This is a genomic window from Bradyrhizobium sp. 147, from assembly GCF_023073935.1.
GTDB lineage: Bacteria > Pseudomonadota > Alphaproteobacteria > Rhizobiales > Xanthobacteraceae > Bradyrhizobium.
The window spans coordinates 39,950-59,415 of record NZ_JADPKL010000117.1 but is presented as its reverse complement, the minus strand read 5'-3'; the positions used below and the strand labels follow the sequence as shown (position 1 = coordinate 59,415).

At 65.8% G+C, this 19,466-nt stretch carries 15 protein-coding genes and 1 pseudogene; 8 read left to right on the top strand and 8 right to left on the bottom strand.

Features of this window, described 5'->3' with window-relative positions; all coding sequences use genetic code 11:
- Positions 1-29 precede the first annotated feature (29 nt).
- Complete coding sequence (locus IVA87_RS28655; RefSeq protein ID WP_247275668.1) at positions 30-176, top strand: hypothetical protein; 147 nt, start codon at positions 30-32, stop codon at positions 174-176.
- Positions 177-595: 419 nt separating this feature from the next.
- Here the strand turns inward: IVA87_RS28655 and IVA87_RS28650 are convergent, their stop codons facing one another.
- Positions 596-1,990 (bottom strand): hypothetical protein, encoded by a 1,395-nt coding sequence (locus IVA87_RS28650; protein ID WP_247336250.1) that lies wholly within the window; start codon positions 1,988-1,990, stop codon positions 596-598.
- 170 nt (positions 1,991-2,160) lie between these two features.
- On the opposite strand from IVA87_RS28650, the gene glmU reads away from it, so the two are divergent.
- Positions 2,161-3,528, top strand: coding sequence for a bifunctional UDP-N-acetylglucosamine diphosphorylase/glucosamine-1-phosphate N-acetyltransferase GlmU (glmU, locus tag IVA87_RS28645; RefSeq protein ID WP_247336247.1), 1,368 nt, complete (start codon positions 2,161-2,163; stop codon positions 3,526-3,528).
- Positions 3,529-3,534: 6 nt separating this feature from the next.
- Here glmU and IVA87_RS28640 read toward each other — a convergent pair whose 3' ends face one another.
- On the bottom strand, positions 3,535-3,753 hold the full coding sequence (locus IVA87_RS28640; protein WP_247336244.1) for a hypothetical protein: 219 nt from the start codon (positions 3,751-3,753) through the stop codon (positions 3,535-3,537).
- A 218-nt stretch (positions 3,754-3,971) separates the two neighbouring features.
- Between IVA87_RS28640 and glmS the strand changes: the two genes are divergently transcribed.
- From glmS to IVA87_RS28625, 3 genes are all read left to right on the top strand, one after another.
- On the top strand, positions 3,972-5,798 hold the full coding sequence (gene glmS, locus IVA87_RS28635) for a glutamine--fructose-6-phosphate transaminase (isomerizing) (protein ID WP_247336242.1): 1,827 nt from the start codon (positions 3,972-3,974) through the stop codon (positions 5,796-5,798).
- 84 nt (positions 5,799-5,882) lie between these two features.
- A complete protein-coding gene (locus IVA87_RS28630; RefSeq protein ID WP_247295140.1) occupies positions 5,883-6,647 on the top strand; it encodes a DUF502 domain-containing protein in 765 nt (254 codons plus the stop codon).
- Between the two features lie 103 nt (positions 6,648-6,750).
- Positions 6,751-7,605: an NAD(P)-dependent oxidoreductase gene (locus IVA87_RS28625; RefSeq protein ID WP_247336237.1), complete on the top strand. Its 855-nt coding sequence runs from the start codon at positions 6,751-6,753 to the stop codon at positions 7,603-7,605.
- A gap of 28 nt (positions 7,606-7,633) precedes the next feature.
- Here the strand turns inward: IVA87_RS28625 and IVA87_RS28620 are convergent, their stop codons facing one another.
- The 3 genes from IVA87_RS28620 to recG all read right to left on the bottom strand — a co-directional run bounded on the left by IVA87_RS28620 (position 7,634) and on the right by recG (position 10,413).
- Positions 7,634-7,783, bottom strand: a complete 150-nt coding sequence (locus IVA87_RS28620; RefSeq protein ID WP_247336235.1) for a hypothetical protein — start codon at positions 7,781-7,783, stop codon at positions 7,634-7,636.
- Positions 7,783-8,154 (bottom strand): hypothetical protein, encoded by a 372-nt coding sequence (locus tag IVA87_RS28615; RefSeq protein ID WP_247336232.1) that lies wholly within the window; start codon positions 8,152-8,154, stop codon positions 7,783-7,785. Before IVA87_RS28615 ends, IVA87_RS28620 begins: the two co-directional genes overlap by 1 nt.
- Positions 8,155-8,304: 150 nt before the next feature.
- The gene (recG, locus tag IVA87_RS28610; protein WP_247336230.1) at positions 8,305-10,413 is read right to left on the bottom strand and encodes an ATP-dependent DNA helicase RecG; all 2,109 of its coding nucleotides are present in this window, start codon (positions 10,411-10,413) and stop codon (positions 8,305-8,307) included.
- Positions 10,414-10,605: 192 nt separating this feature from the next.
- Here recG and IVA87_RS28605 point away from each other — a divergent pair, with 192 nt between their 5' ends.
- Both IVA87_RS28605 and mfd read left to right on the top strand, forming a co-directional pair.
- The gene (locus IVA87_RS28605; protein WP_247295132.1) at positions 10,606-10,896 is read left to right on the top strand and encodes a succinate dehydrogenase assembly factor 2; all 291 of its coding nucleotides are present in this window, start codon (positions 10,606-10,608) and stop codon (positions 10,894-10,896) included.
- Complete coding sequence (mfd, locus tag IVA87_RS28600; protein ID WP_247336228.1) at positions 10,893-14,411, top strand: transcription-repair coupling factor; 3,519 nt, start codon at positions 10,893-10,895, stop codon at positions 14,409-14,411. The genes IVA87_RS28605 and mfd overlap by 4 nt, the downstream gene beginning before the upstream one ends.
- A 151-nt stretch (positions 14,412-14,562) precedes the next feature.
- On the opposite strand, the pseudogene IVA87_RS28595 reads toward mfd, so the two are convergent.
- From IVA87_RS28595 to IVA87_RS28585, 3 genes and pseudogenes are all read right to left on the bottom strand, one after another.
- Positions 14,563-15,785 (bottom strand): annotated as a pseudogene (locus IVA87_RS28595) (GGDEF domain-containing protein).
- Between the two features lie 83 nt (positions 15,786-15,868).
- Positions 15,869-17,371, bottom strand: coding sequence for a class I adenylate-forming enzyme family protein (locus IVA87_RS28590; RefSeq protein WP_247295125.1), 1,503 nt, complete (start codon positions 17,369-17,371; stop codon positions 15,869-15,871).
- A gap of 4 nt (positions 17,372-17,375) precedes the next feature.
- Entirely contained in the window at positions 17,376-19,226 is a 1,851-nt protein-coding gene (locus tag IVA87_RS28585) for an extracellular solute-binding protein (RefSeq protein WP_247336226.1), read from the bottom strand.
- Here IVA87_RS28585 and IVA87_RS28580 point away from each other — a divergent pair.
- The gene (locus IVA87_RS28580) at positions 19,110-19,409 is read left to right on the top strand and encodes a hypothetical protein (protein ID WP_247295422.1); all 300 of its coding nucleotides are present in this window, start codon (positions 19,110-19,112) and stop codon (positions 19,407-19,409) included. The two genes, IVA87_RS28585 and IVA87_RS28580, sit on opposite strands and share 117 nt — an antisense overlap.
- Positions 19,410-19,466 lie beyond the last annotated feature (57 nt).

Genomic DNA, 19,466 nt, shown 5'->3' with positions numbered 1-19,466 from the left:
CTAACGCATGATGCCTTCGAGGAGTGAGCATGGACAAGCCAACCCAGGAGCAGCTGAAAGAGCTCAAGAGGCTGAGCAAGGAAGCGCGGGTCGACGATTGGTCCGAGGTCGTACAGTCCAAGGATGAAGCGGAGATGCGTATTCGGGATCTGAAGGAAAAGGCCCGCATCGAATAATGATTGCGTGCGCGGAGATCCAGCAGGCTCAATTTTGCGCCTTTCGGCTCTGTTCTGAGAGACGGCGCTCGTATTTCTCAGCCAATGCGAGCAACCGCTTAACGCGGAGCCGAGGGCCACCAGCGCCACGGTCCGCATTCCCACCGGCGTGTCGTTCATATCGCGGTCAATGCCGATCAGCAGACTTGTTCCCGCCGCGACGAGAAACCTCAGCACGTCATCCAGTACGTTCATCAAAGCACGCGAGGTTTCGGATGGGCGACTCTTGAGGCGGCGTTGGACGAGCGCGAACTTGCTGCGAAAGAGCGGCTCAGGTCCAAGCGTCCGATGGCCGCATGCGCTCGCAACGCGCATCTCATCGCTGACCTTGCGGCGAGTCCGCGCGCCGTCTTCGAAGGCGCCCGCGAATGTTTGGGCGCCTATCGCCTGAAGAACGAGGACAGCGTCGATCCTGTAGACGTTGACGCCGCCTCCGGCTTCGCCTGCGGCGCGGGCTGCGCCGCAGGTGGGGGTGCAGGCGGCGGCTCCTCGCGCTTCGAGCGTTTCGAGGAATAATTGCGCCGGCGCTTGTCCGGCTTTGCAATTGGCGCGGGCGCCGAGGCGCTCTCGGCCTGCGGCACCGCCTCCTGGCTCTTCTCGGCGTTCTTGTCTTGAACCCTGTCTTGAGTCTTCTCCGGCCCCTTTTCTTGAGCCCTCTCTTGACCGCGCATCGACAGGCGCTGGCCGTCGAACACGGTGGTCTCGCAGTGGCGGTCGTTCTCGGTCAAGCCCGCGCAGAGCTTTGCGGCGGCGGCGGCGTTGATCAGGGGCCCGGCACCCAAACGGAGCTGCATGCCGAGGCCCGCGGCGCCCTCCTTGATCATGATGATCGGCCGCAACGCTCCAATTTCCGGATGGGATTTGGTCACGCCGCGCCAGAGTGCGCGCAGGCCATCGATCGAGTTGGCGCCGCCGAGGTCGATGGCAAAGCGCGTCTGCTGGACTGCGATCGCGGGGGCTTCGGTCTCGGCTGCTTCCGGGGGCTTCGTTGCTGTCGCGACGGCCTCGGTTGGAGCAGGAGCCGGCTCGGCCTTCTTCTCGGCGGCCTTCTCGGCTGCCTCGGGCTGAACCAGTTTCGTCGCGGCGGCATCCGGGGGCGCCATGATCGACTTGGACGGCACCAGCGGAATCGTCGGCAGCGCCGAAGTCGTGGCCGGTGACTGCTGAACGAGCGAAGCGGCGGCCGCGGACTGCGGCGGCGGGCTCGACGGCTCCTTCGCAGTCTCCTTCGGCGTATCCTTCTGGGTATCCTTCTGAGTATCCTTGGCGGCTTCGGTGCGCGGCTTCTCGCTGGCCGGAGCTGGCGTCGAGACGACCGGCGCGACGCTGGGAGCTGCGGTCGCTGGCGCGACATCCTGCGGCCTGACGGCTTGCGACGGCGTGGCGTTCTGCTTGGCGATGGCACCGGTGACGGAATCGAGACCCTGCTCGAGCACCGTGACGCGTGAATAGAGCCGGTCGCGGTCGCTGTTCAGCGTCTCGATGGCGGCGGCGAGGCGGCGCGCCTCGTTCTGGCTGTCCTTGGTCAGCATTTGGAGCCGGTCGGCCTGGCGCGCGAGGTCAGCGGAGGCAATTTGGTCACGGCGCCAACCAATATGGGCCTGGTTGGCCACCACCGCGATGACGACGGCCCCGACGGCCGCGACGCCCCACGAGCCCAGCCGCCACATCATGCGGCGGTCGAACGCGCTTTCCTCGGCCAAAAGTCCGGAGAACAGCCCGCCGGTCTCCTTGGTGTCGAAGGCATCCGCCAGTGGGTCGGAATCCTTTGCCATGAACGTTAAGTGCCCAGCCCCGTCTGCTTCCCCGAATCAATCAGGGAACATTAACAGGAAAAGCGTGCCGCACTTGAATTCCGGGCGTTTGCGGGGGTAGCAAGACGAGAGCATCTGGGCGGCCTGCCGTCCGCCTCACAATTGATCCGGCCGTATCTGACAGGATTCCGATGACCGCCCGTTCCAGCCTTACGATCGTGCTCGCCGCCGGCGAAGGCACGCGCATGCAATCGAGCCTGCCGAAGGTGCTGCATCCCGTCGCCCATCAGACGCTGCTCGCCCATGTGCTCGCCGCCGCACCAAAGGGAACCGGCACATCGCTCGCCATCGTGATCGGTCCCGATCACCAGGCCGTCGCGGAGGAGGCGAGGCGCAGCCGCCCCGACGCACTCACCTTCGTGCAAGCCGAGCGGCTCGGCACCGCGCATGCGGTGCTGGCGGCGCGCGAGGCGATCGCGCGGGGGGTGGACGATCTCTTGATCGCGTTCGGCGACACGCCGCTGATCTCGGCCGAAACCTTCGCGCGGCTGCGCGAACCGCTCGCCAGGGGCGCCGCCATCGCCGCGCTCGGTTTTCGCGCCGACGATCCCACCGGCTATGGCCGCTTCATCGTCGAGGGCGACCGTCTGGTCGCGATCCGCGAACAGGCCGACGCCAGCGAAGCGGAGCGCAAGATCGATCTCTGCAACGCCGGCGTGATGGCGATCGACGGTCGCCGCGCGCTCGAAATCCTCGGGCAGGTCGGCAATGCCAATTCCAAGAGGGAATATTATCTGACGGACGCAATCGGCATCGCCCGCGACAAGGGATGGGAGTCCGTGGTGATCGAGACCAGTGAAGACGAGGTGCGCGGCATCAACACCAAGGCGCAGCTCGCCGAAGCGGAAGGCGTGATGCAGGCGCGCTTACGCAAAGCGGCGATGGAGGCCGGCGTCACGCTGATCGCGCCGGAGACGGTGTACCTGTCCGCCGACACCGTATTCGGCAAGGACGTCACCATCGAGCCGTTCGTGGTAATCGGCCCGGGCATCTCGATTGCCGACGGCGCGGTGATCCATTCCTTCTCACACATCGTGCAGAGTGCGATTGGCAAGAACGCGTCTGTCGGTCCGTTCGCGCGCATGAGGCCGGGCAGCTCGCTCGGCGAAGGCGCCAAAATCGGCAACTTCGTGGAGACCAAGGCCGCGACTCTCGAGGCGGGAGCGAAAGCCAATCATCTTGCCTACATCGGTGATGCGGTCGTCGGCGCCAAGTCCAACATCGGCGCCGGCACCATCACCTGCAACTACGACGGCTTTGGGAAGCACAAGACGGTGATCGGGCAGGGCGCCTTCGTCGGCACCAACTCCTCGCTGGTCGCGCCCGTGAAAATCGGCAACGGCGCCTATATCGGCTCCGGCTCGGTGATCACCCGCGATGTGCCCGACGATGCGATGGCGCTGGAGCGCAACCAGCAGACCATCCGGGAAGGCGGAGCGGCGCGTTATCGCGAGATGAAGACCGGCGGCAAGACTCCCGAAAAGAAGCCGGAGACGTGAGCGAGGCTATTCGTCGTCGGCGAATTCGGAGAAGATGGCGCGGGTCAGGCGCCAGCCGCGCGGCTTGGCGCGCTTGGCCGGCTCGCCCTCGGGATGCTTGATGAAAAGCGGCTTGTTCTCCTTGCCGCGCAGCGGCGGCGGCCAATGCGCAAGGTGCGTGCCCGAGGTCTCGCTGGCGCGCAGATACATCGACGACCGGCCTTTGCGGCCGGATGAGCTTCTCATGGCCGTCTCTCCCGGGCGGGAATCGTTGGCCAAACATGTTGACAGTGAGTTAACGTGCGAGGTTAAAGGCCGGCCAAATCGACGCCGGCGGGGGCTCGGTGTGATCGGTGCTGTCTCAATCAGCAATAATTATTGAGTACCTGGTTCCGTAGGAGTTTCGCTAAAACGAACCGCGTCGTTTAGGCGATTTTTCGGCGATTTGGGGGATAGTGATCCGCATGTGCGGGATTGTCGGCATTCTCGGGCGCGAACCGGTTGCAGAGCAATTGGTGGATTCGCTCAAACGTCTCGAATATCGCGGCTATGATTCCGCGGGCGTCGCCACACTCGAAGGCAAGCACCTGGAGCGCCGCCGCGCCGAGGGCAAGCTGAAGAACCTGGAGAAGCGGCTCGAGGCGGAGCCGTTGCAGGGTACCACCGGCATCGGTCACACCCGCTGGGCCACCCATGGCAAGCCGACCGTCAACAACGCGCATCCGCACGCGACGGAACGCGTCGCCGTCGTTCACAACGGCATCATCGAGAATTTCCGCGAGCTGCGCGAGGAGCTCGAGACGAAGGGCACGGTATTCCACACCGAGACCGACACCGAGATCGTGGTGCACCTCGTCGACGATCTGCTCGCGCGCGGCAACAAGCCGGTCGAGGCGGTCAAGCTGACGCTGGCGCGCTTACGCGGCGCCTTCGCCCTCGGCTTCATCTTCGCCGGCGACGACGACCTCATGATCGGCGCCCGCAACGGCCCGCCGCTTGCGATCGGCTATGGTGACGGCGAGATGTATCTCGGCTCCGACGCCATCGCGCTCGGCCCCTTCACCGACACGATCAGCTATCTCGAAGACGGCGACTGGGTCGTGCTCACACGTAACAGCGCGGATATCTTCGACAAGGACGGTCACCCCGTCCAGCGCGACAAGATCAGGCACGCGGCCTCGACCTCGCTGGTCGACAAGGCCAACTACCGCCACTTCATGGCGAAGGAGATCCACGAGCAGCCCGAAGTGGTTGGCCACACCCTCGCGCGCTATGTCGACATGGCAACCGAGCACGTCGCGCTGCCGGTCAAGCTGCCGTTCGACTTCAAATCGATCCAGCGCATCAACATCACGGCCTGCGGCACCGCGAGCTATGCCGGCTACGTTGCAAAGTACTGGTTCGAGCGTTTTGCGCGCGTGCCGGTCGAGGTCGATGTCGCCTCCGAATTCCGCTACCGCGAAGCGCCCTTGCGCAAGGGTGATCTCGCCATCTTCATCTCGCAATCCGGCGAGACTGCCGACACGCTGGCGGCGCTGCGCTATGCCAAGGCCGCGGGCGTGCACACGGTCGCCGTCGTCAACGTGGCGACCTCGACGATCGCGCGCGAGAGCGAGACCGTGCTGCAAACGCTTGCCGGTCCCGAGATTGGCGTCGCCTCGACCAAAGCCTTCACCTGCCAGTTGATGGTACTGGCAAACCTTGCCATTGCGGCCGGCAAGGCTCGCGGCGAATTGTCCGACGAGGACGAGACCAAGCTCGTCCATGGCCTCGTCGAGATCCCGCGCTTGATGTCGGATGCGCTCACCACCGAGGTGGAGATCGAGCGTCTGGCCCGCGAGATCGCAAAGTCGCGCGACGTGCTCTATCTCGGCCGCGGTACCAGTTTTCCCCTAGCGCTCGAAGGCGCGCTGAAGCTGAAAGAAATATCCTACATCCACGCCGAAGGCTACGCTGCCGGCGAGCTGAAGCACGGACCCATCGCGCTGATCGACGAAGCCATGCCCGTCGTCGTCATCGCGCCGTATGACCAGGTGTTCGAAAAGACCGTCTCGAACATGCAGGAGGTCGCCGCGCGCGGCGGCAAAATCATTCTGATGACCGACGCCAAGGGCGCGGCGGAGGCGACCGTCGATTCTCTCGTCACCATCGTCATGCCTGACATGGCGGCGGCGTTCACGCCGATGGTCTATGCCGTTCCGGTGCAGCTGCTCGCCTATCACACGGCCGTGGTGATGGGCACCGACGTGGACCAGCCGCGCAACCTCGCAAAATCGGTGACCGTGGAATAGGCACAAGGGATATCGGTTGGTCGCAGTCTTCCCAAACCTGCTAGAAGACCCTAGCTTGTGTGCTGCGACCTACCTGGAACCCGAATGACCCCCCGCGACGACGCGCCTGCGCCACTTGATCCCGTCCCGGAACCGCATACCGGCCTGATCGGCCGTTTCCGCAATTATTTTCTGACCGGCCTCGTCGTGACGGGGCCTATCGCGATCACGCTCTATCTGGTCTGGTGGTTCGTGACCTGGGTCGACGGCGTGGTGCGGCCGTTCGTGCCGCTAGCCTATCGGCCTGAAACATATCTGCCCTACGTCATTCCGGGCTGGGGACTGGTTGTCGCGTTTTTCACGCTGACGCTGGTCGGTTTCCTCGCGGCCAACCTGATCGGCCGGACGCTGGTCGATGTGGGCGAGACCTTTCTCGGCCGGATCCCGGCCGTGCGCGCCATCTACCGCGGCCTCAAGCAGGTGTTCGAGACACTGTTCTCGGGCAAGGGCTCGAGCTTCCGGAAAGTCGGCCTGGTCGAGTTTCCTTCGCCCGGCATGTGGTCGATCGTGCTGATCTCGCAATCGCCGAACGAAGACATTGCGCGCAGCCTGCCCGGACAGGAGGAACACGTCTCGGTATTCCTGCCGTGCTCGCCGAATCCGACCACCGGTTTCTTCTTCTATGTCCCCAAAAGCAAGATCATCGAGGTCGATCTCACCGCTGAGGACGCGGCCACGCTGATCATGTCGGCCGGCGTGGTTCAGCCGGGCTCGGCGCCAGATCCGAAGAAGGCCGCCGCGCTCGCGGGCGTCGCCAACGCCGCACGCATCGCGAATGCGTCTGCGCTCCAACCTGCGAAAGTGGAGTAGGGCCATTCCCGCGCGGGATGGCCACGTTCACGCAGGCATTCGCGTCCTCTGCTAGTGTCCCGTCGACTGAGCGTATCGTTCGGAATTCGACCTGGAGTGCATGATGTCCAAAACCATTGCGGTCCTCGCGCCGGGTGCCATGGGCAGTGCCGTAGCTCGCCGCCTCAGCGAGAATGGCGCACGCGTGCTGACGTCCCTGAAAGGGCGAAGTGAGGCCACACTGAAGCGCGCGGCGGATGCTGGCATGGTCGGCGCCGAGGACGACGCGCTTGCTGAAGCCGACATCGTCCTCTCGATTGTGCCTCCGGGCGAAGCAGTGGCGCTGGCTGAACGGCTGGCCGCGCTGATCGTCCGGCGCGAGAAGAAACCGGTTGTGGTCGACTGCAACGCCGTCAATGTCGACACCGTGCAAAGGATCGCGGAGATCATCGGCTCTGCGGGGGCGCCATTCGTCGATGCCGGGATCATCGGCTTTCCGCCGCAGCCGGGGGGCAAGAGCCCGGCGTTCTACATGTCCGGCGAGTACGCCAAGGACGTCACCGTTCTGAACGACCTTGGTCTCGACGTGCGGATCGTTGAAGGCCCGGTCGGCGCAGCCTCTGCGCTCAAGATGTCCTACGCCGGAATCGTCAAGGGTCTCGCCGGCATCGGCGCGGCCATGGTAATCGCGGCAACGAAAGCGGGCGCGGCCGAGGCGCTGCGCGACGAACTCGCGCTCAGCCAGCCCGCGATCCTGGCGCGGCTCGAGGTCGCGCTGCCCGACATGATCCCGAAAGCCTATCGCTGGGTCGCGGAAATGCGGGAGATTTCCGGATTCCTCGGCCCCGATCATCCGGCCAGCCAGATCTACGAGGGCTTTGCGCGGTGGTTCGAGCATCTCGCGGAGGACGCGAAGGGCGAGGCGGTTGATGCGGAGCTGATGAAGGCGCTCGCTGCGCGTATCGCGAAGAAATCCTGATCGCCTGATCTCACGTCACCACAATCATTCACTCGCCGTGCGCTGAAATGGATTCCAGAAAGCCCTGGATATCCCGGTCGCGTCTCAGGCGCACGACCGGGACATCAGCGCCATGTTGGATGCGCTCGGCCTCGATGGCGGGCACGCGCTCCGTGTTGTAGCGCCACGCCTCCTTCATCAGTGTCCAGTCGAACTGTTCCGGACATCCCTCGGGCAAATCGGGCCGTGCGGTAGCGCGGTCGAAAGCCGAGCGCCAGAGAATGCGCCATTGGCAAGCCAGCGCGGACGGTCGATAACGACCAGCGTATCGGCGCGCGCGAGCGTGAGATCGAAAGCCAGCCCCGAGAAGCTGCCGTCGACGACCCACGCATCGCCCGCGATTGCCTCAGCGACGCGCGAGCGAAAGCTTGCCTTGTCGGATGGCTTCCAGCCCGGCCGCCAGTAGAGCACGTCGAGATGGACCACCGGCAGATCGAGCTTTCGCCCGAGCTTCAGGGCGAGGCTCGTCTTTCCGCTTCCCTGGGAGCCAACGACGATGATCCGACGCATGGCCGAAGGGTTTCACGAAATCGCCCGCAACGAAAGATAGCACTCTTTGGCCGAGACCGAGGTGGCCGCATCCTTGGCTGCCGCGAGACGATTGGTCGAGATGCGCAGGTCTGTATCCATGACGGGGAGGAGGCGCGCCCCGGCTGTAGCTCAGCCCGCCCCGATCAGCGGAATCGCCTCGTCCCGCTCATACAGATACAGCAGGCACCGCAACGCTTCGCCGCGCTCGCCCTTCAGCTTCGGATCGTCCTTCAGGATGCGCAGCGCCTCGTCGCGCGCCTGGGTGATGAGCTGGCCGTGAACTTCCGAACGCGCGATGCGGTAGCCGGGCAGGCCGCTCTGGCGCACGCCCAGCACGTCGCCTTCGCCGCGCAGCTTTAAATCTTCCTCGGCAATGCGGAATCCGTCGGTGGTTTCGCGGATCACCTTCAGTCGCGCCTTCGACATCTCGCCGAGCGGCTCCGAATAGAGCAGCAGGCAGGTCGAGGCCTCCGAGCCGCGCCCGATCCGGCCGCGCAGCTGATGCAATTGGGCAAGACCAAATCGTTCCGCGTTCTCGATCACCATGATGGTCGCGGCCGGCACGTCGACGCCGACTTCGACCACGGTGGTCGCGACCAGAAGCCCGATCTCGTGGGCGGCGAACTGGCCCATCACACGGTCCTTCTCGGTGCCCTTCATCTGGCCGTGGACGAGGCCGACGCGCTCACCGAAGCGTTTTTGCAGGCTTTCGAAACGCTTCGTCGCATTGGTCAGGTGCTCGGTGCCCTCGGCCTCGGATTCCTCGACCAGCGGGCAGATCCAGTAGACCAGCTTGCCGGATTGGAGCGCGCGGCCGATGCCGTCCATGACCTCCTCGATTCGGCTCATCGGCACTGCGCGGGTGTCGATCGGCTGGCGGCCGGCCGGCTTTTCGCGCAGCTCGGAGATGTCCATGTCGCCGAAATAGGTCAGCACCAGCGTGCGCGGGATCGGCGTTGCACTCAGCACCAGCACATCGACGGATTCGCCCTTCGAGGTCAGCGCGAGGCGTTCGCGCACGCCAAAGCGGTGCTGCTCGTCGACGATGGCGAGCGCGAGGTCCTTGAAGATGACATCGTCCTGGATCAGCGCATGCGTGCCGACGAGGAGGTCGATCTCGCCGGCTTCAAGCTGCGCCAACAGCTCCCGACGCTCCTTGCCCTTTTCGCGGCCGGTGAGGATCGCAACCCGCATGCCGGCGCGCTCGGCGAGCGGGGCGATGGTCTTGATGTGCTGGCGCGCCAGGATCTCGGTCGGGGCCATCAGCGCGGCCTGTTTGCCGACCTCGGCGACCGCGGCGGCAGCTAACAGCGCCACCACGGTCTTGCCAGACCCGACGTCGCCCTGGAGCAGGCGCAGCATGCGCACGGGCTGTTTCAGGTCCTCGGCGATGGCCGCGGCGGCGCTGCGCTGCGAGGGCGTGAGCGCGTAGGGCAAGGCGTCGATGACGTTGTTGCGCAGGTGCCCGTCGCCGGCATTGCGCACGCCGGCGGGGCGGCGCAATTGCGCGCGGATCAGGCCGAGTGCGAGCTGGCCGGCGAGCAGTTCGTCGAAGGCGAGACGCGACCAGAACGGCTGGTCCGGCAGAACGTCCGTAAGCTCGACCGGCTGGTGCACGCGCGTGAGCGCCTCGGTGACCGGCGGAAAATTGCAGCGACGCATCACCTCCGGACTGATCCACTCCGGCAGGGCTGGCAGCTTTTGAAGGGCCTGCGCGATCGCGCGGCGCAGCGAGCCGAGCGCGAGGCCCTCGGTCAGCGGATACACCGGATCGATGCCAGAGAGCTTTGCAATCGCCTCTTCGTCGAGCACGCGATCGGGATGCACGATCTGCGGGATACCGTCATACATCTGCAGCGTGCCGGAGACGTAGCGCTTCTCGCCTACCGGCAGCAGCTTTTCGACATAGCCGGGCTTGGCGCGGAAGAAGGTCAGGACGACCTCGCCGGTGTCGTCGCTGGCGTAGACGAGATAGGGCGCGCGCGTGTTGCGCGGCGGGGGCGGGCGATGGCGGTCGACGGTGACCTCCAGCGTCACCATGGTTCCCTGGACGGCGTCGCGGATTTTTGGCCGGGCCCGGCGGTCGATAACGTGGCTCGGCAGGTGCAGCAGCAGATCGACAAGCCGCGGCGTCTCGTTGCGGCTGAGCAGGTACTGCAACAGCTTGTCCTGCTTCGGACCGACGCCGGGCAGGCTGGTCACGGGAGCAAACAGCGGATTGAGCAGGCTGGGGCGCATTCTCGCAACAATCGTCACGCGCGGGCTCAACCCGCGCATCCATGTATTCAAGAGGATGGATTGCCTGGTCAAGCCCGGCAATGACGACCACAAACAATTGCAACAACAAAGGGCTGACACGGCCGGTCCGAGTGGCTATATCCCCCCCCGCCCGGCACGTCCGGGCTTTCTGCGTTTGATTGGATTTGAGACATGACGGGAACGACACGATCGAGCAGCGGGCTGGACGACCGCCGCAAGCGGCTTCTGTTCCGCTGCTGGCACCGCGGCACGCGCGAGATGGACCTGATCCTCGGCCGCTTTGCGGATGCCGAGATCGGCAATTTGTCCGAGCCTGAATTGATCGAGCTCGAGCGCTTGCTCGAGGTCAACGATCCCGATCTCTATGCCGCGGTCACCGGCGACAAGGTGCTTCCGGCCGATGTCCCCGGCGCGCTGTTTGCCCGCATCAAGGCATTCCCGATCGCGGACCGCGACGCATGAAGCAGGGCATGAAATCACCGGCCGAGCTGCTGACGGCCGGCCGCGCGCTGACGCTTGCCAATGTCGCCGAGGGCGCCGAAGGCCTCGTCGTCTCCGATCTCGCCCGTGCCATCGCGGCGCGGCCGAAGAAGCCGGCGGTCAGCCTTGCGGTGGTCTGCCGCGACGGTCCGCGCATGCAGCAGCTCGAACGCGCACTGCAATTCTTCGCGCCCGATCTGCCGGTGCTGACCTTCCCGGCCTGGGACTGCCAGCCCTATGACCGCGTCTCGCCGCATGGCGGCATTTTGGCGCAACGCCTGACGACGCTGGCGCGACTGGCTTCGCTCACTGGCAGCGACAAGCCGCTGATCGTGCTGACCACGGTGAACGCCGTGGTGCAGCGCGTGCCCGCGCGCGACCTCGTCGCGGCGCAGGCGCTGTCGGTGGCGCCGGGCAACGTGGTGCCGATGGACACCATCGTCGCCTGGCTCGAGCACAACGGCTACAACCGCTCCTCGACCGTGCGCGAGCCCGGTGAATACGCCGTGCGCGGCGGCATCCTGGACCTGTTTCCGGCCGGCCTCGATCAGCCCGTGCGCTTCGACTTCTTCGGCGACAGCCTGGAGTCGATCCGCTCATTCGACGCCGAGACCCAGCGCACGCTGCTCGACATGCGCGCGCTCGACCTCGTGCCGATCTCGGAATTTCAGCTCGTCACCGATACCATCCGCCGTTTTCGCATGGGCTATGTCGCCGAGTTCGGCGCGCCCGAGCGCGACGACGCGCTGTACGAGGCGGTCAGTGAAGGCCGCCGTCATCCCGGCATGGAGCACTGGCTGCCGCTGTTCCAGGATCGGATGGACACGCTGTTCGACTATCTGCAAGGCGCGGCCGTCGCGATCGAGCCGCAGGCCGAGGATGCCGTCCGCGAGCGCTTCAAGCAGATCCTCGACTATTACGAGGCCAGACGCGAGGCGCTGGAGCATCCCGGTGGCGGCGCCATCTACAAGCCGCTGCCGCCCGACCGGCTCTATCTGACCGAAGAGGAGTGGGGCAAACGCCTTGGCGACGTCCCGTTGGCGCGGCTGACGCCGTTCTCAGTGCCGACCGACGGCACGAGTGTCGTCGATGCCGGCGCGCGCAAGGGCCGCGACTTCGCGCCGGAACGCAATGACACCACCGTGAATGTGTTCGAGTCCGTCGTCGCGCATGTGATGGCCTTGCAGGCCCAGCGCAAGAAGGTCGTGATCGCGCTGTGGACCGAAGGCTCGCGCGACCGCATGACCTCGATGCTGCGCGACCACAAGCTGGCCCACACAACCAGCGTCAACAGCTGGCGGACGGTGCAGGCGACGCCGCGAAACGAGACCATGCTCGCCGTGCTCGGCCTCGAAAGCGGCTTCGAGACCGACGAGATCGCACTGATCAGCGAGCAGGACATCCTCGGCGACCGTCTGGTGCGGCCGCGCAAGGCGAGCCGCAAGCTCGATAATTTCATCTCGGAAGTGACGAGCCTCGCCGCCGGCGACATCGTCGTCCACGTCGATCACGGCATCGGCCGCTTCATCGGCCTGCAGACCCTCGACGTCGCGGGCGCGCCGCACGACTGTCTCGAGCTGCATTATGCCGCCGAGACCAAGCTGTTCCTGCCCGTCGAGAACATCGAGCTGTTGTCGCGCTACGGCTCCGACCAGACCAGTGTCGAGCTCGATCGCCTCGGCGGTTCGGGCTGGCAAACCCGCAAGGCCAAGCTGAAGAACCGCATCCGCGAGATCGCTGGCGAGCTGATCAAGATCGCGGCCGAACGCATGCTGCACGAGGCGCCGAAGCTGCCGGTGCAGCAGGGCCTCTACGACGAGTTCTGCGCCCGCTTTCCCTATGACGAGACCGAGGACCAGCTGGGCGCGATCGAGTCCACCCTGAAGGACCTCGAAAAGGGCCGCCCGATGGACCGCCTGATCTGCGGCGACGTCGGCTTCGGCAAGACCGAGGTGGCGCTGCGCGCGGCCTTCGCCGTGGCACTCGACGGCAAGCAGGTTGCGGTCGTGGTGCCGACCACGCTGCTCGCCCGTCAGCACCACAAGACTTTCTCCGAGCGGTTCAAGGGCTTTCCGGTCAACGTGGCGCAGGCCTCACGCCTCGTCCCGACCAAGCAGCTTAACCAGGTCAAGAAGGGCCTCGCCGACGGCTCCGTCGACATCGTCGTCGGCACCCATGCGCTGCTCGGCAAGGCGATCAAATTTCGCGACCTCGGCCTGCTCATCGTCGACGAGGAGCAGCATTTCGGTGTCAGCCACAAGGAGCGGCTGAAGGCGCTTCGCGCCGAGGTACACGTGCTGACGTTATCGGCGACTCCGATCCCGCGCACCCTGCAATTGGCGCTCACCGGCGTACGCGAGCTCTCGATCATCGCCTCGCCCCCGGTCGATCGGCTCGCGGTCCGCACCTTCGTCGCCCCGCACGATCCCTTGATGATCCGCGAGGCGCTGCTGCGCGAGCGTTATCGCGGCGGCCAGGCGTTCTACGTGGTGCCGCGCATCGACGACCTCGCCGAGGTCAAGGATTTCCTCGACAAGAACGTGCCGGAGATGAAGGTCGCGGTCGCGCACGGCCAGATGCCGCCCGCCGTGATCGAGGACATCATGACGGCATTCTACGACGGCAAGTTCGACATCCTGCTGTCGACCACGATCGTGGAATCCGGCCTCGATATCCCCAACGCCAACACGCTGATCGTGCACCGCGCCGACATGTTTGGCCTGGCCCAGCTCTACCAGCTCCGCGGCCGCGTCGGCCGCTCCAAGCTGCGGGCGTACGCGCTGTTCACGCTGCCGGCGCAGCAGAAGATCACCGCGCAGGCCGAGCGCCGGCTCACCGTGCTGCAATCGCTGGAGACCCTCGGCGCCGGCTTCCAGCTTGCCTCGCACGATCTCGACATCCGCGGCGCCGGGAACCTGCTCGGCGAGGAGCAGTCCGGCCACATCAAGGAGGTCGGCTTCGAGCTGTATCAATCGATGCTGGAGGAGGCGATCGTCAACCTCAAGGCCGGCGTCTCCGAGCCCGCCGCCGACCGCTGGTCGCCATCGATCACGATCGGCATGCCCGTGCTCATTCCGGAGGACTATGTCAGCGACCTCTCGGTGCGGCTGTCGCTGTATCGGCGCCTCGCCGATCTCGACACCGAGGAGGAAATCGAGAATTTTGGCGCCGAGATGCGCGACCGCTTCGGCGTCTTGCCCGACGAAGTCCGCTATCTGTTCAAGGTCGCCGGGATCAAGGCGTTCTGCCGCCGGGCCAATGTCGAGAAGATCGATGCAGGTCCCAAGGGCGCCGTCATCGCCTTCCGCGACAATTCCTTCGCCTATCCCGATCGCCTGGTGACGTTCATCCGCAGCCACGGCCAGGCCGCGAAGGTGCGGCCCGACATGAAGGTGGTATTCCTCCAGGACTGGGAGACGCCCGAAGAGCGTCTCGCCGGCACCACGGAGATCATGCGCCAGCTGGCGCAGCTCGCGCAGAGCAAGAAGGCGGCGTAGGGGTTATCGTGTCCCGGACAAGCGTAGCGCAGAGCCGGGACCCAGTTCTTGCTTCGGCGAGGTGATGGGCCCCCGTTCTGCAACGCACCGCTCCCGGACGATGCTTCGCATCGCCTCGAGGGGCGCTGCGCTGCGCCCGCGGAACGAGACGCTACGACGCCGCCCGCGACGCATCGGCGGACAGCCGCCCAAGGAGCGAGCGCGCCGTATCGGATGCCGAGAGCGAATCCACGCTGACCACGGGATCGCTGCGCATCTCGTGCTTGCCGTTCGCGGTGTGCCGCATCACCGCCGACAGACGACGCGCGATCATATGGGCGGTGCGGAAGTCGGTCTCCGCGAACACCACGATCACCGAACCGTCCTTCTGCGCCGCGCCAAAATCCATCGCCGCATCAGGCGGCTCAGGATCCGCGCGGCATCGAGCTGGGCACGGGGATTATTGGGATCGAAGGCGAAGCGGGCGACAGAGAGGCCGCCGCCGCGGGCCAAGGTCTGTTCGACCGCCTTGGCAAAATCTCGGGCGAAGGCTTCCACGGTGAGTAGGCCGCTGCGCGGATCGATCCAGCCACCGGCGTCGATCGAGCGCAGCGTGCGGCTCAGCTGTGCTTCCATCGCATGCTGGCGGATTAGTGGCAGTGCATTGGCGGCGACCTTCACCGGCTCGCCGGAGATCAGCTCGAGATTGGCCAAATCGTAACTTTGCGCGAGCTGGTGTGCGGTGACGACCACGGGCAGGTTACGGAAGCGGGTGTCCTCGGCGAACACCGTCAGGAAGGCATCGGTGACGCGCGCCGTAAAGCCTTCGGCGAGCACGACGCCATCGAGGTCGCGGGTGTTGAGATGCTTGGCAGCGGCTTCGATCGAGAGCGCGCCGATGACGCCGATGCGTTCGCCGAGCGCAACCGACAGCGCAGGATAGGCCGCGCCGCGGCCGATCAGAAGCACGGTGGCATCGCGCGCGGGATCGGCCGCCGGCAACGGGACCGTCGCTTCCGGCAGCCGGCGCAGCACGGTGGCGTGAAGGGTGCGCACACGCAGCGCAGCGCGGAGCCGCGCGATCAGGCGGTCGGGATTGCCGCCGCGTGAGGCGAAGGGCAGGGCGTTATGCGGCAGCGTGCCCGCGGCATCCATGGCCACGAAGGGAAGGTAGGGTGATTGGCTCGCAATCTTCTTCGCGAGCGGAGCCATGTGCGGCTCGTGTCCGGGATGCATCGCCGCGAGAACGGCGGCCGGCTGCACCTGCTCGACCGCGCGTGCGGCGCTGGCCCAGTCGGTGTCGACCACGGGAAAGAGCCGGGCCTCGTCCAGCGCCGCAATGAAGGGCGGCCGTTCGGCATTGGACACAAACAGGATCGGGCCCGCCTGGGACATTGCAAACTCTGATCACGCAACAGATGCCGCGCAATCTAGTTTGGCCGCCTTAATGCAGCGTCAACGGAACGGGTCAACCTGGGCTAGACCTGCCCCGAGCGGTCGCGAAAAGCCTCGACCATCAGGGGGTTGAGCCCGAGCTCGCTGAGCGCCTCGCGGGCGCGGGCGTTGTCCTGGGCCCGGCCTGCCAGACGGTGGCCGGAGAGGCGGTCGGGCAGCGCGGTGAGCAGGGCACCCTGACCGAGGCGGCGCGCCCATTCCTGCAGATCGTTGGAGAGGAAGCGGTAGCCGCCGACAGCCATGATGCCGGAGGGCGGCGCGGTGATGCAGATCGCGCCGCTCGGACGGTCCAGCCGCGCGGCATAGCCGGTATCGACATAGTCGCGCGGCGGCTGCGCGACCAGCGTGTCGCCGACCGGCTGCGGCGGCGCGTAGGCTGCGATCGGCACCATCGGCCCGCGCAGGCCGAGCGTGCCCTTCGGGGTCAGCAGGATCTCGCCCGCGATGGAGGAGCCGGACTGCTCGCGCGGGGCGCCGTGCGGCCCCGGCATCACCGCGACAGGCATGCCGTCCTCGCCGCGGCGGGCGCCGAACAGGCCAGCCTCGCCGAACAGATAGACATCCGTCAGCCGCGCATGCGGCGCGATCCAGGCATCGCTTGCGGCGACCTGCTCGGGCGCGCGCCAGAGGCCGATGACGTTGCGCAAGGTCGGCATCCGCGCGGCGAGATCGGAATCGCCGAGGCGCAGCGCGAGCTGGGCAGGCGCGATCAGCACCTCGCATTCGTGCTGGTTGATCTGCTGCTCCAGCACCTCGCTCTCGAAGGGATGATGCAGCGCCAGCGTGCCGCCCGAGAGCAGCCAGACCGCCAGCGAAGAGGCTAGCCCCGCGAACGACATCGGCGCGAACGCCGCCATCACGGTCGCGCCCTGCTTGACGTCGGCCTCGAGCGACATCGCGAGGCCACCGGCGATCAGGCTGAAATGCGGCCGCGGCACCGGGCGAAAACCTTCCGCGGTGACGTCGAAAGAGATCATCGCCGCCTTGCGGCCGTCCTGGATCACGGTGCGCGTGGTGCCGGGCGGGCGGGCCAGCACGTCGTCGAGCGAAGCCATGCCCTCGGGCAGATCGGTGCCGAAGCCGCAGACGTGACGGATCGAGAATGCTTCTGCCGCTGCATGCATCGCCAGGTCGGCATAGCTGACGCCATCAACCGTGCTCATGGTCACGATGGTGCGCGCCGCGGTGCGGTTGAGCGCGGCGGTCAGTTCCGCATGCCGCCACAGCAGCGGCAGCACGGCGACGACGAGGCCGGCGCGATGGGCGGCGAGCACCGTCAGCACGAACTCGACCGTGTTGGGCAGCTGGATCGCGATGACGGAATTGGCCGGCAGGCCCGATTCGACGAAATGCGCCGACAGCGCCTCGATCGCCGCATCGGCCTCGGCGTAGGACATCCGCCGCGGCTGGTGCCCGGTCACGCGCGTCTTGTTGAGGGGATCGAGCAGAGCCGGCGCGTGCGGCTGCCGGGCCAGCGTGCGCTGAAACAGCGTGTCGAGCGTCGGCGATATTGCTGGCTGGTTCACGGCGTCACTTTGCTTGATGAGCTTGCGGCTGCCCCTTCGACCACCAGGTCTCCGGCAGATAGCCGGACAGGGAAGTGGCCTTGGGCCGTTCTATCCGATTCCAGCGCGCGATCCATTGCTCGGATACGTTAAACAGGGGGATTGTGTAGAAGCCCGCGACCAAGGCGCGGTCGAGCGCGCGCACCGCCGAGACGAAATCCGTATGTTCACGGGCCTCCAGCAGAGCGGCGATCATGGCATCGATCGCGGGATCCCTGGCGCCCATGTAGTTGCGGGTCCCCGAATTGTCGGCGGCAGCGCTGCCCCAATAAAAATACTGCTCGTTGCCGGGCGACAGCGACTGGTCCCAGCGGTTCTGGATCATGTCGAACTCGTAAGCGAGTCGACGCTGATCGAACTGCACGGGATCGACCGAGCGCACGGTCGACTCGATGCCGGCGCGCTTGAGGTCGCGCTGGAAGGCGAGCGCGATGCGCTCCTGGTCGCGGGTTGTGACCATGATTTCGAAGGTGAAGGGCGCCTTGGTTGCGCGGTTGCGCAGCACGGTTCCGTCGAGATCGTAGCCGGCCTCCGACAACAGTTTCAGCGCGGCGCGCAGTGTCGCGCGGTCGCGACCCGAGCCGTCGGTGACCGGCAGGCGGTAGCTGCCGTCCATGATGTCGGGCGGGATCCCGGCGGCGAAGGGTTTCAGCAGCTCACGCTCACGCGCATCCGCAGGGCGGCCGTAGGCCGATAGTTCCGAGCCGGCGAAATAGCCGGCGACGCGCGAATAGAGGCCGAAGAAATAATTGCGGTTGACCAACTCGAAATCGAACAGCAGCGTCAGCGCCTTGCGCACGCGGATGTCGGCGAAGATGGGTCGGCGGGTGTTGAACACCAGGAATTCGGAAGGCTGCGGCACCCCCGGCTTGACGGTATCGCGGATCACTTCACCGCTTCGTGCAGCGGGAAAATCATAGCCGTCGTGCCAGCGCAGCGGCTCGTGCTCGACACGAAAATCATAGAGGCCGCGCTTGAAGGCCTCGAACTGGCCGTTGGCCTCGCGAAAATAGTCGAGCCTGATCTCGTCGAAATTGTACAACCCGCGATTGATCGGCAAATCACGGCCCCAATAGTCGGGATTGCGGGTCAGCGTCACGCTGGCGCCGGGCCTCACCGCCGTGACGCGATAGGGGCCCGAGCCGATCGGGCCTGTCAGCGTCGTCTCCTCGAAGCTGGCGACGTCCACCACATGCTTTGGCAGGATTGGCATCAGGCCGAGGATCAGTGGCAACTCGCGGTCATTGGCGCCAGAGAGGTCGAAGCGGACGGTGAGGGGGTCGGGCGCCTCGGCCTTTGCGACCTTGGCGTAATATTGCCGATGATTGGGACGGCCGTGGTCGCGCAGGAGCTGCCAGGAGAACAGCACGTCTTCAGCCAGCACGGGTGTGCCGTCGGAGAAGCGGGCGCGCGGATCGAGGTGGAACGTGACAAAGGTCCTGTCGTCGTTGGTTTCGACGGTCCTGGCGAGCAGGCCATAGAGCGTGAACGGCTCGTCCTGGCCGCGCGCGAGCAGACTCTCGACCACGTAGCTCCGCACCTGCTGCACAGCCAACCCCTTCACGATGAAAGGATTGAGGCTGTCGAAGGTGCCGAGAACGCCCCACGTCATGCGTCCGCCTTTGGGCGCATCCGGATTGACGTAGGGCATGTGGGTGAAATCGGCAGGTATCGCCGGCTTGCCGTGCATGGCAATGGCATGAGCTTCCTCGGCACGCACGCCATCTGTCGACCATCCGACGGAGAGGGCCAAAACGAGGACCGCGGCGAGACGGCAAAGGCGGAGTCCGGGGCCCTCGAAGAGGCGCTGGAACATGAACATCGGCACACGTTGATTCGAGGACCGGCAGGCCTGAATCCTATCACAGGGAATTTCCCCTGGGCGCAGCTGCGGGTGTGGCCAAAGATGGCTGTCGGCATTGATCTTTTCGTCGGCCACGTTAAGAAGGCGGTCAATCGCGCAAGAGCGCCGAGTCCGTCACTTATCCGCCTCAATTGACGGGAAGAGAGCCGCGCCCAAGGCGGCCAGGTTCGGCGCTTCGGAGCGGTTCGGGCA

What these genes read in the sequence shown, in the direction of transcription:
- IVA87_RS28655 (WP_247275668.1), top strand. Translation starts at nt 30, where the DNA reads ATGGACAAGCCAACCCAGGAGCAGCTGAAAGAGCTCAAGAGGCTGAGC.
- IVA87_RS28650 (WP_247336250.1), bottom strand. Translation starts at nt 1,990, where the DNA reads ATGGCAAAGGATTCCGACCCACTGGCGGATGCCTTCGACACCAAGGAG.
- glmU (WP_247336247.1), top strand. Translation starts at nt 2,161, where the DNA reads ATGACCGCCCGTTCCAGCCTTACGATCGTGCTCGCCGCCGGCGAAGGC.
- IVA87_RS28640 (WP_247336244.1), bottom strand. Translation starts at nt 3,753, where the DNA reads ATGAGAAGCTCATCCGGCCGCAAAGGCCGGTCGTCGATGTATCTGCGC.
- glmS (WP_247336242.1), top strand. Translation starts at nt 3,972, where the DNA reads ATGTGCGGGATTGTCGGCATTCTCGGGCGCGAACCGGTTGCAGAGCAA.
- IVA87_RS28630 (WP_247295140.1), top strand. Translation starts at nt 5,883, where the DNA reads ATGACCCCCCGCGACGACGCGCCTGCGCCACTTGATCCCGTCCCGGAA.
- IVA87_RS28625 (WP_247336237.1), top strand. Translation starts at nt 6,751, where the DNA reads ATGTCCAAAACCATTGCGGTCCTCGCGCCGGGTGCCATGGGCAGTGCC.
- IVA87_RS28620 (WP_247336235.1), bottom strand. Translation starts at nt 7,783, where the DNA reads ATGAAGGAGGCGTGGCGCTACAACACGGAGCGCGTGCCCGCCATCGAG.
- IVA87_RS28615 (WP_247336232.1), bottom strand. Translation starts at nt 8,154, where the DNA reads ATGCGTCGGATCATCGTCGTTGGCTCCCAGGGAAGCGGAAAGACGAGC.
- recG (WP_247336230.1), bottom strand. Translation starts at nt 10,413, where the DNA reads ATGCGCCCCAGCCTGCTCAATCCGCTGTTTGCTCCCGTGACCAGCCTG.
- IVA87_RS28605 (WP_247295132.1), top strand. Translation starts at nt 10,606, where the DNA reads ATGACGGGAACGACACGATCGAGCAGCGGGCTGGACGACCGCCGCAAG.
- mfd (WP_247336228.1), top strand. Translation starts at nt 10,893, where the DNA reads ATGAAGCAGGGCATGAAATCACCGGCCGAGCTGCTGACGGCCGGCCGC.
- IVA87_RS28580 (WP_247295422.1), top strand. Translation starts at nt 19,110, where the DNA reads ATGAGCTTCCTCGGCACGCACGCCATCTGTCGACCATCCGACGGAGAG.
- IVA87_RS28585 (WP_247336226.1), bottom strand. Translation starts at nt 19,226, where the DNA reads ATGTTCCAGCGCCTCTTCGAGGGCCCCGGACTCCGCCTTTGCCGTCTC.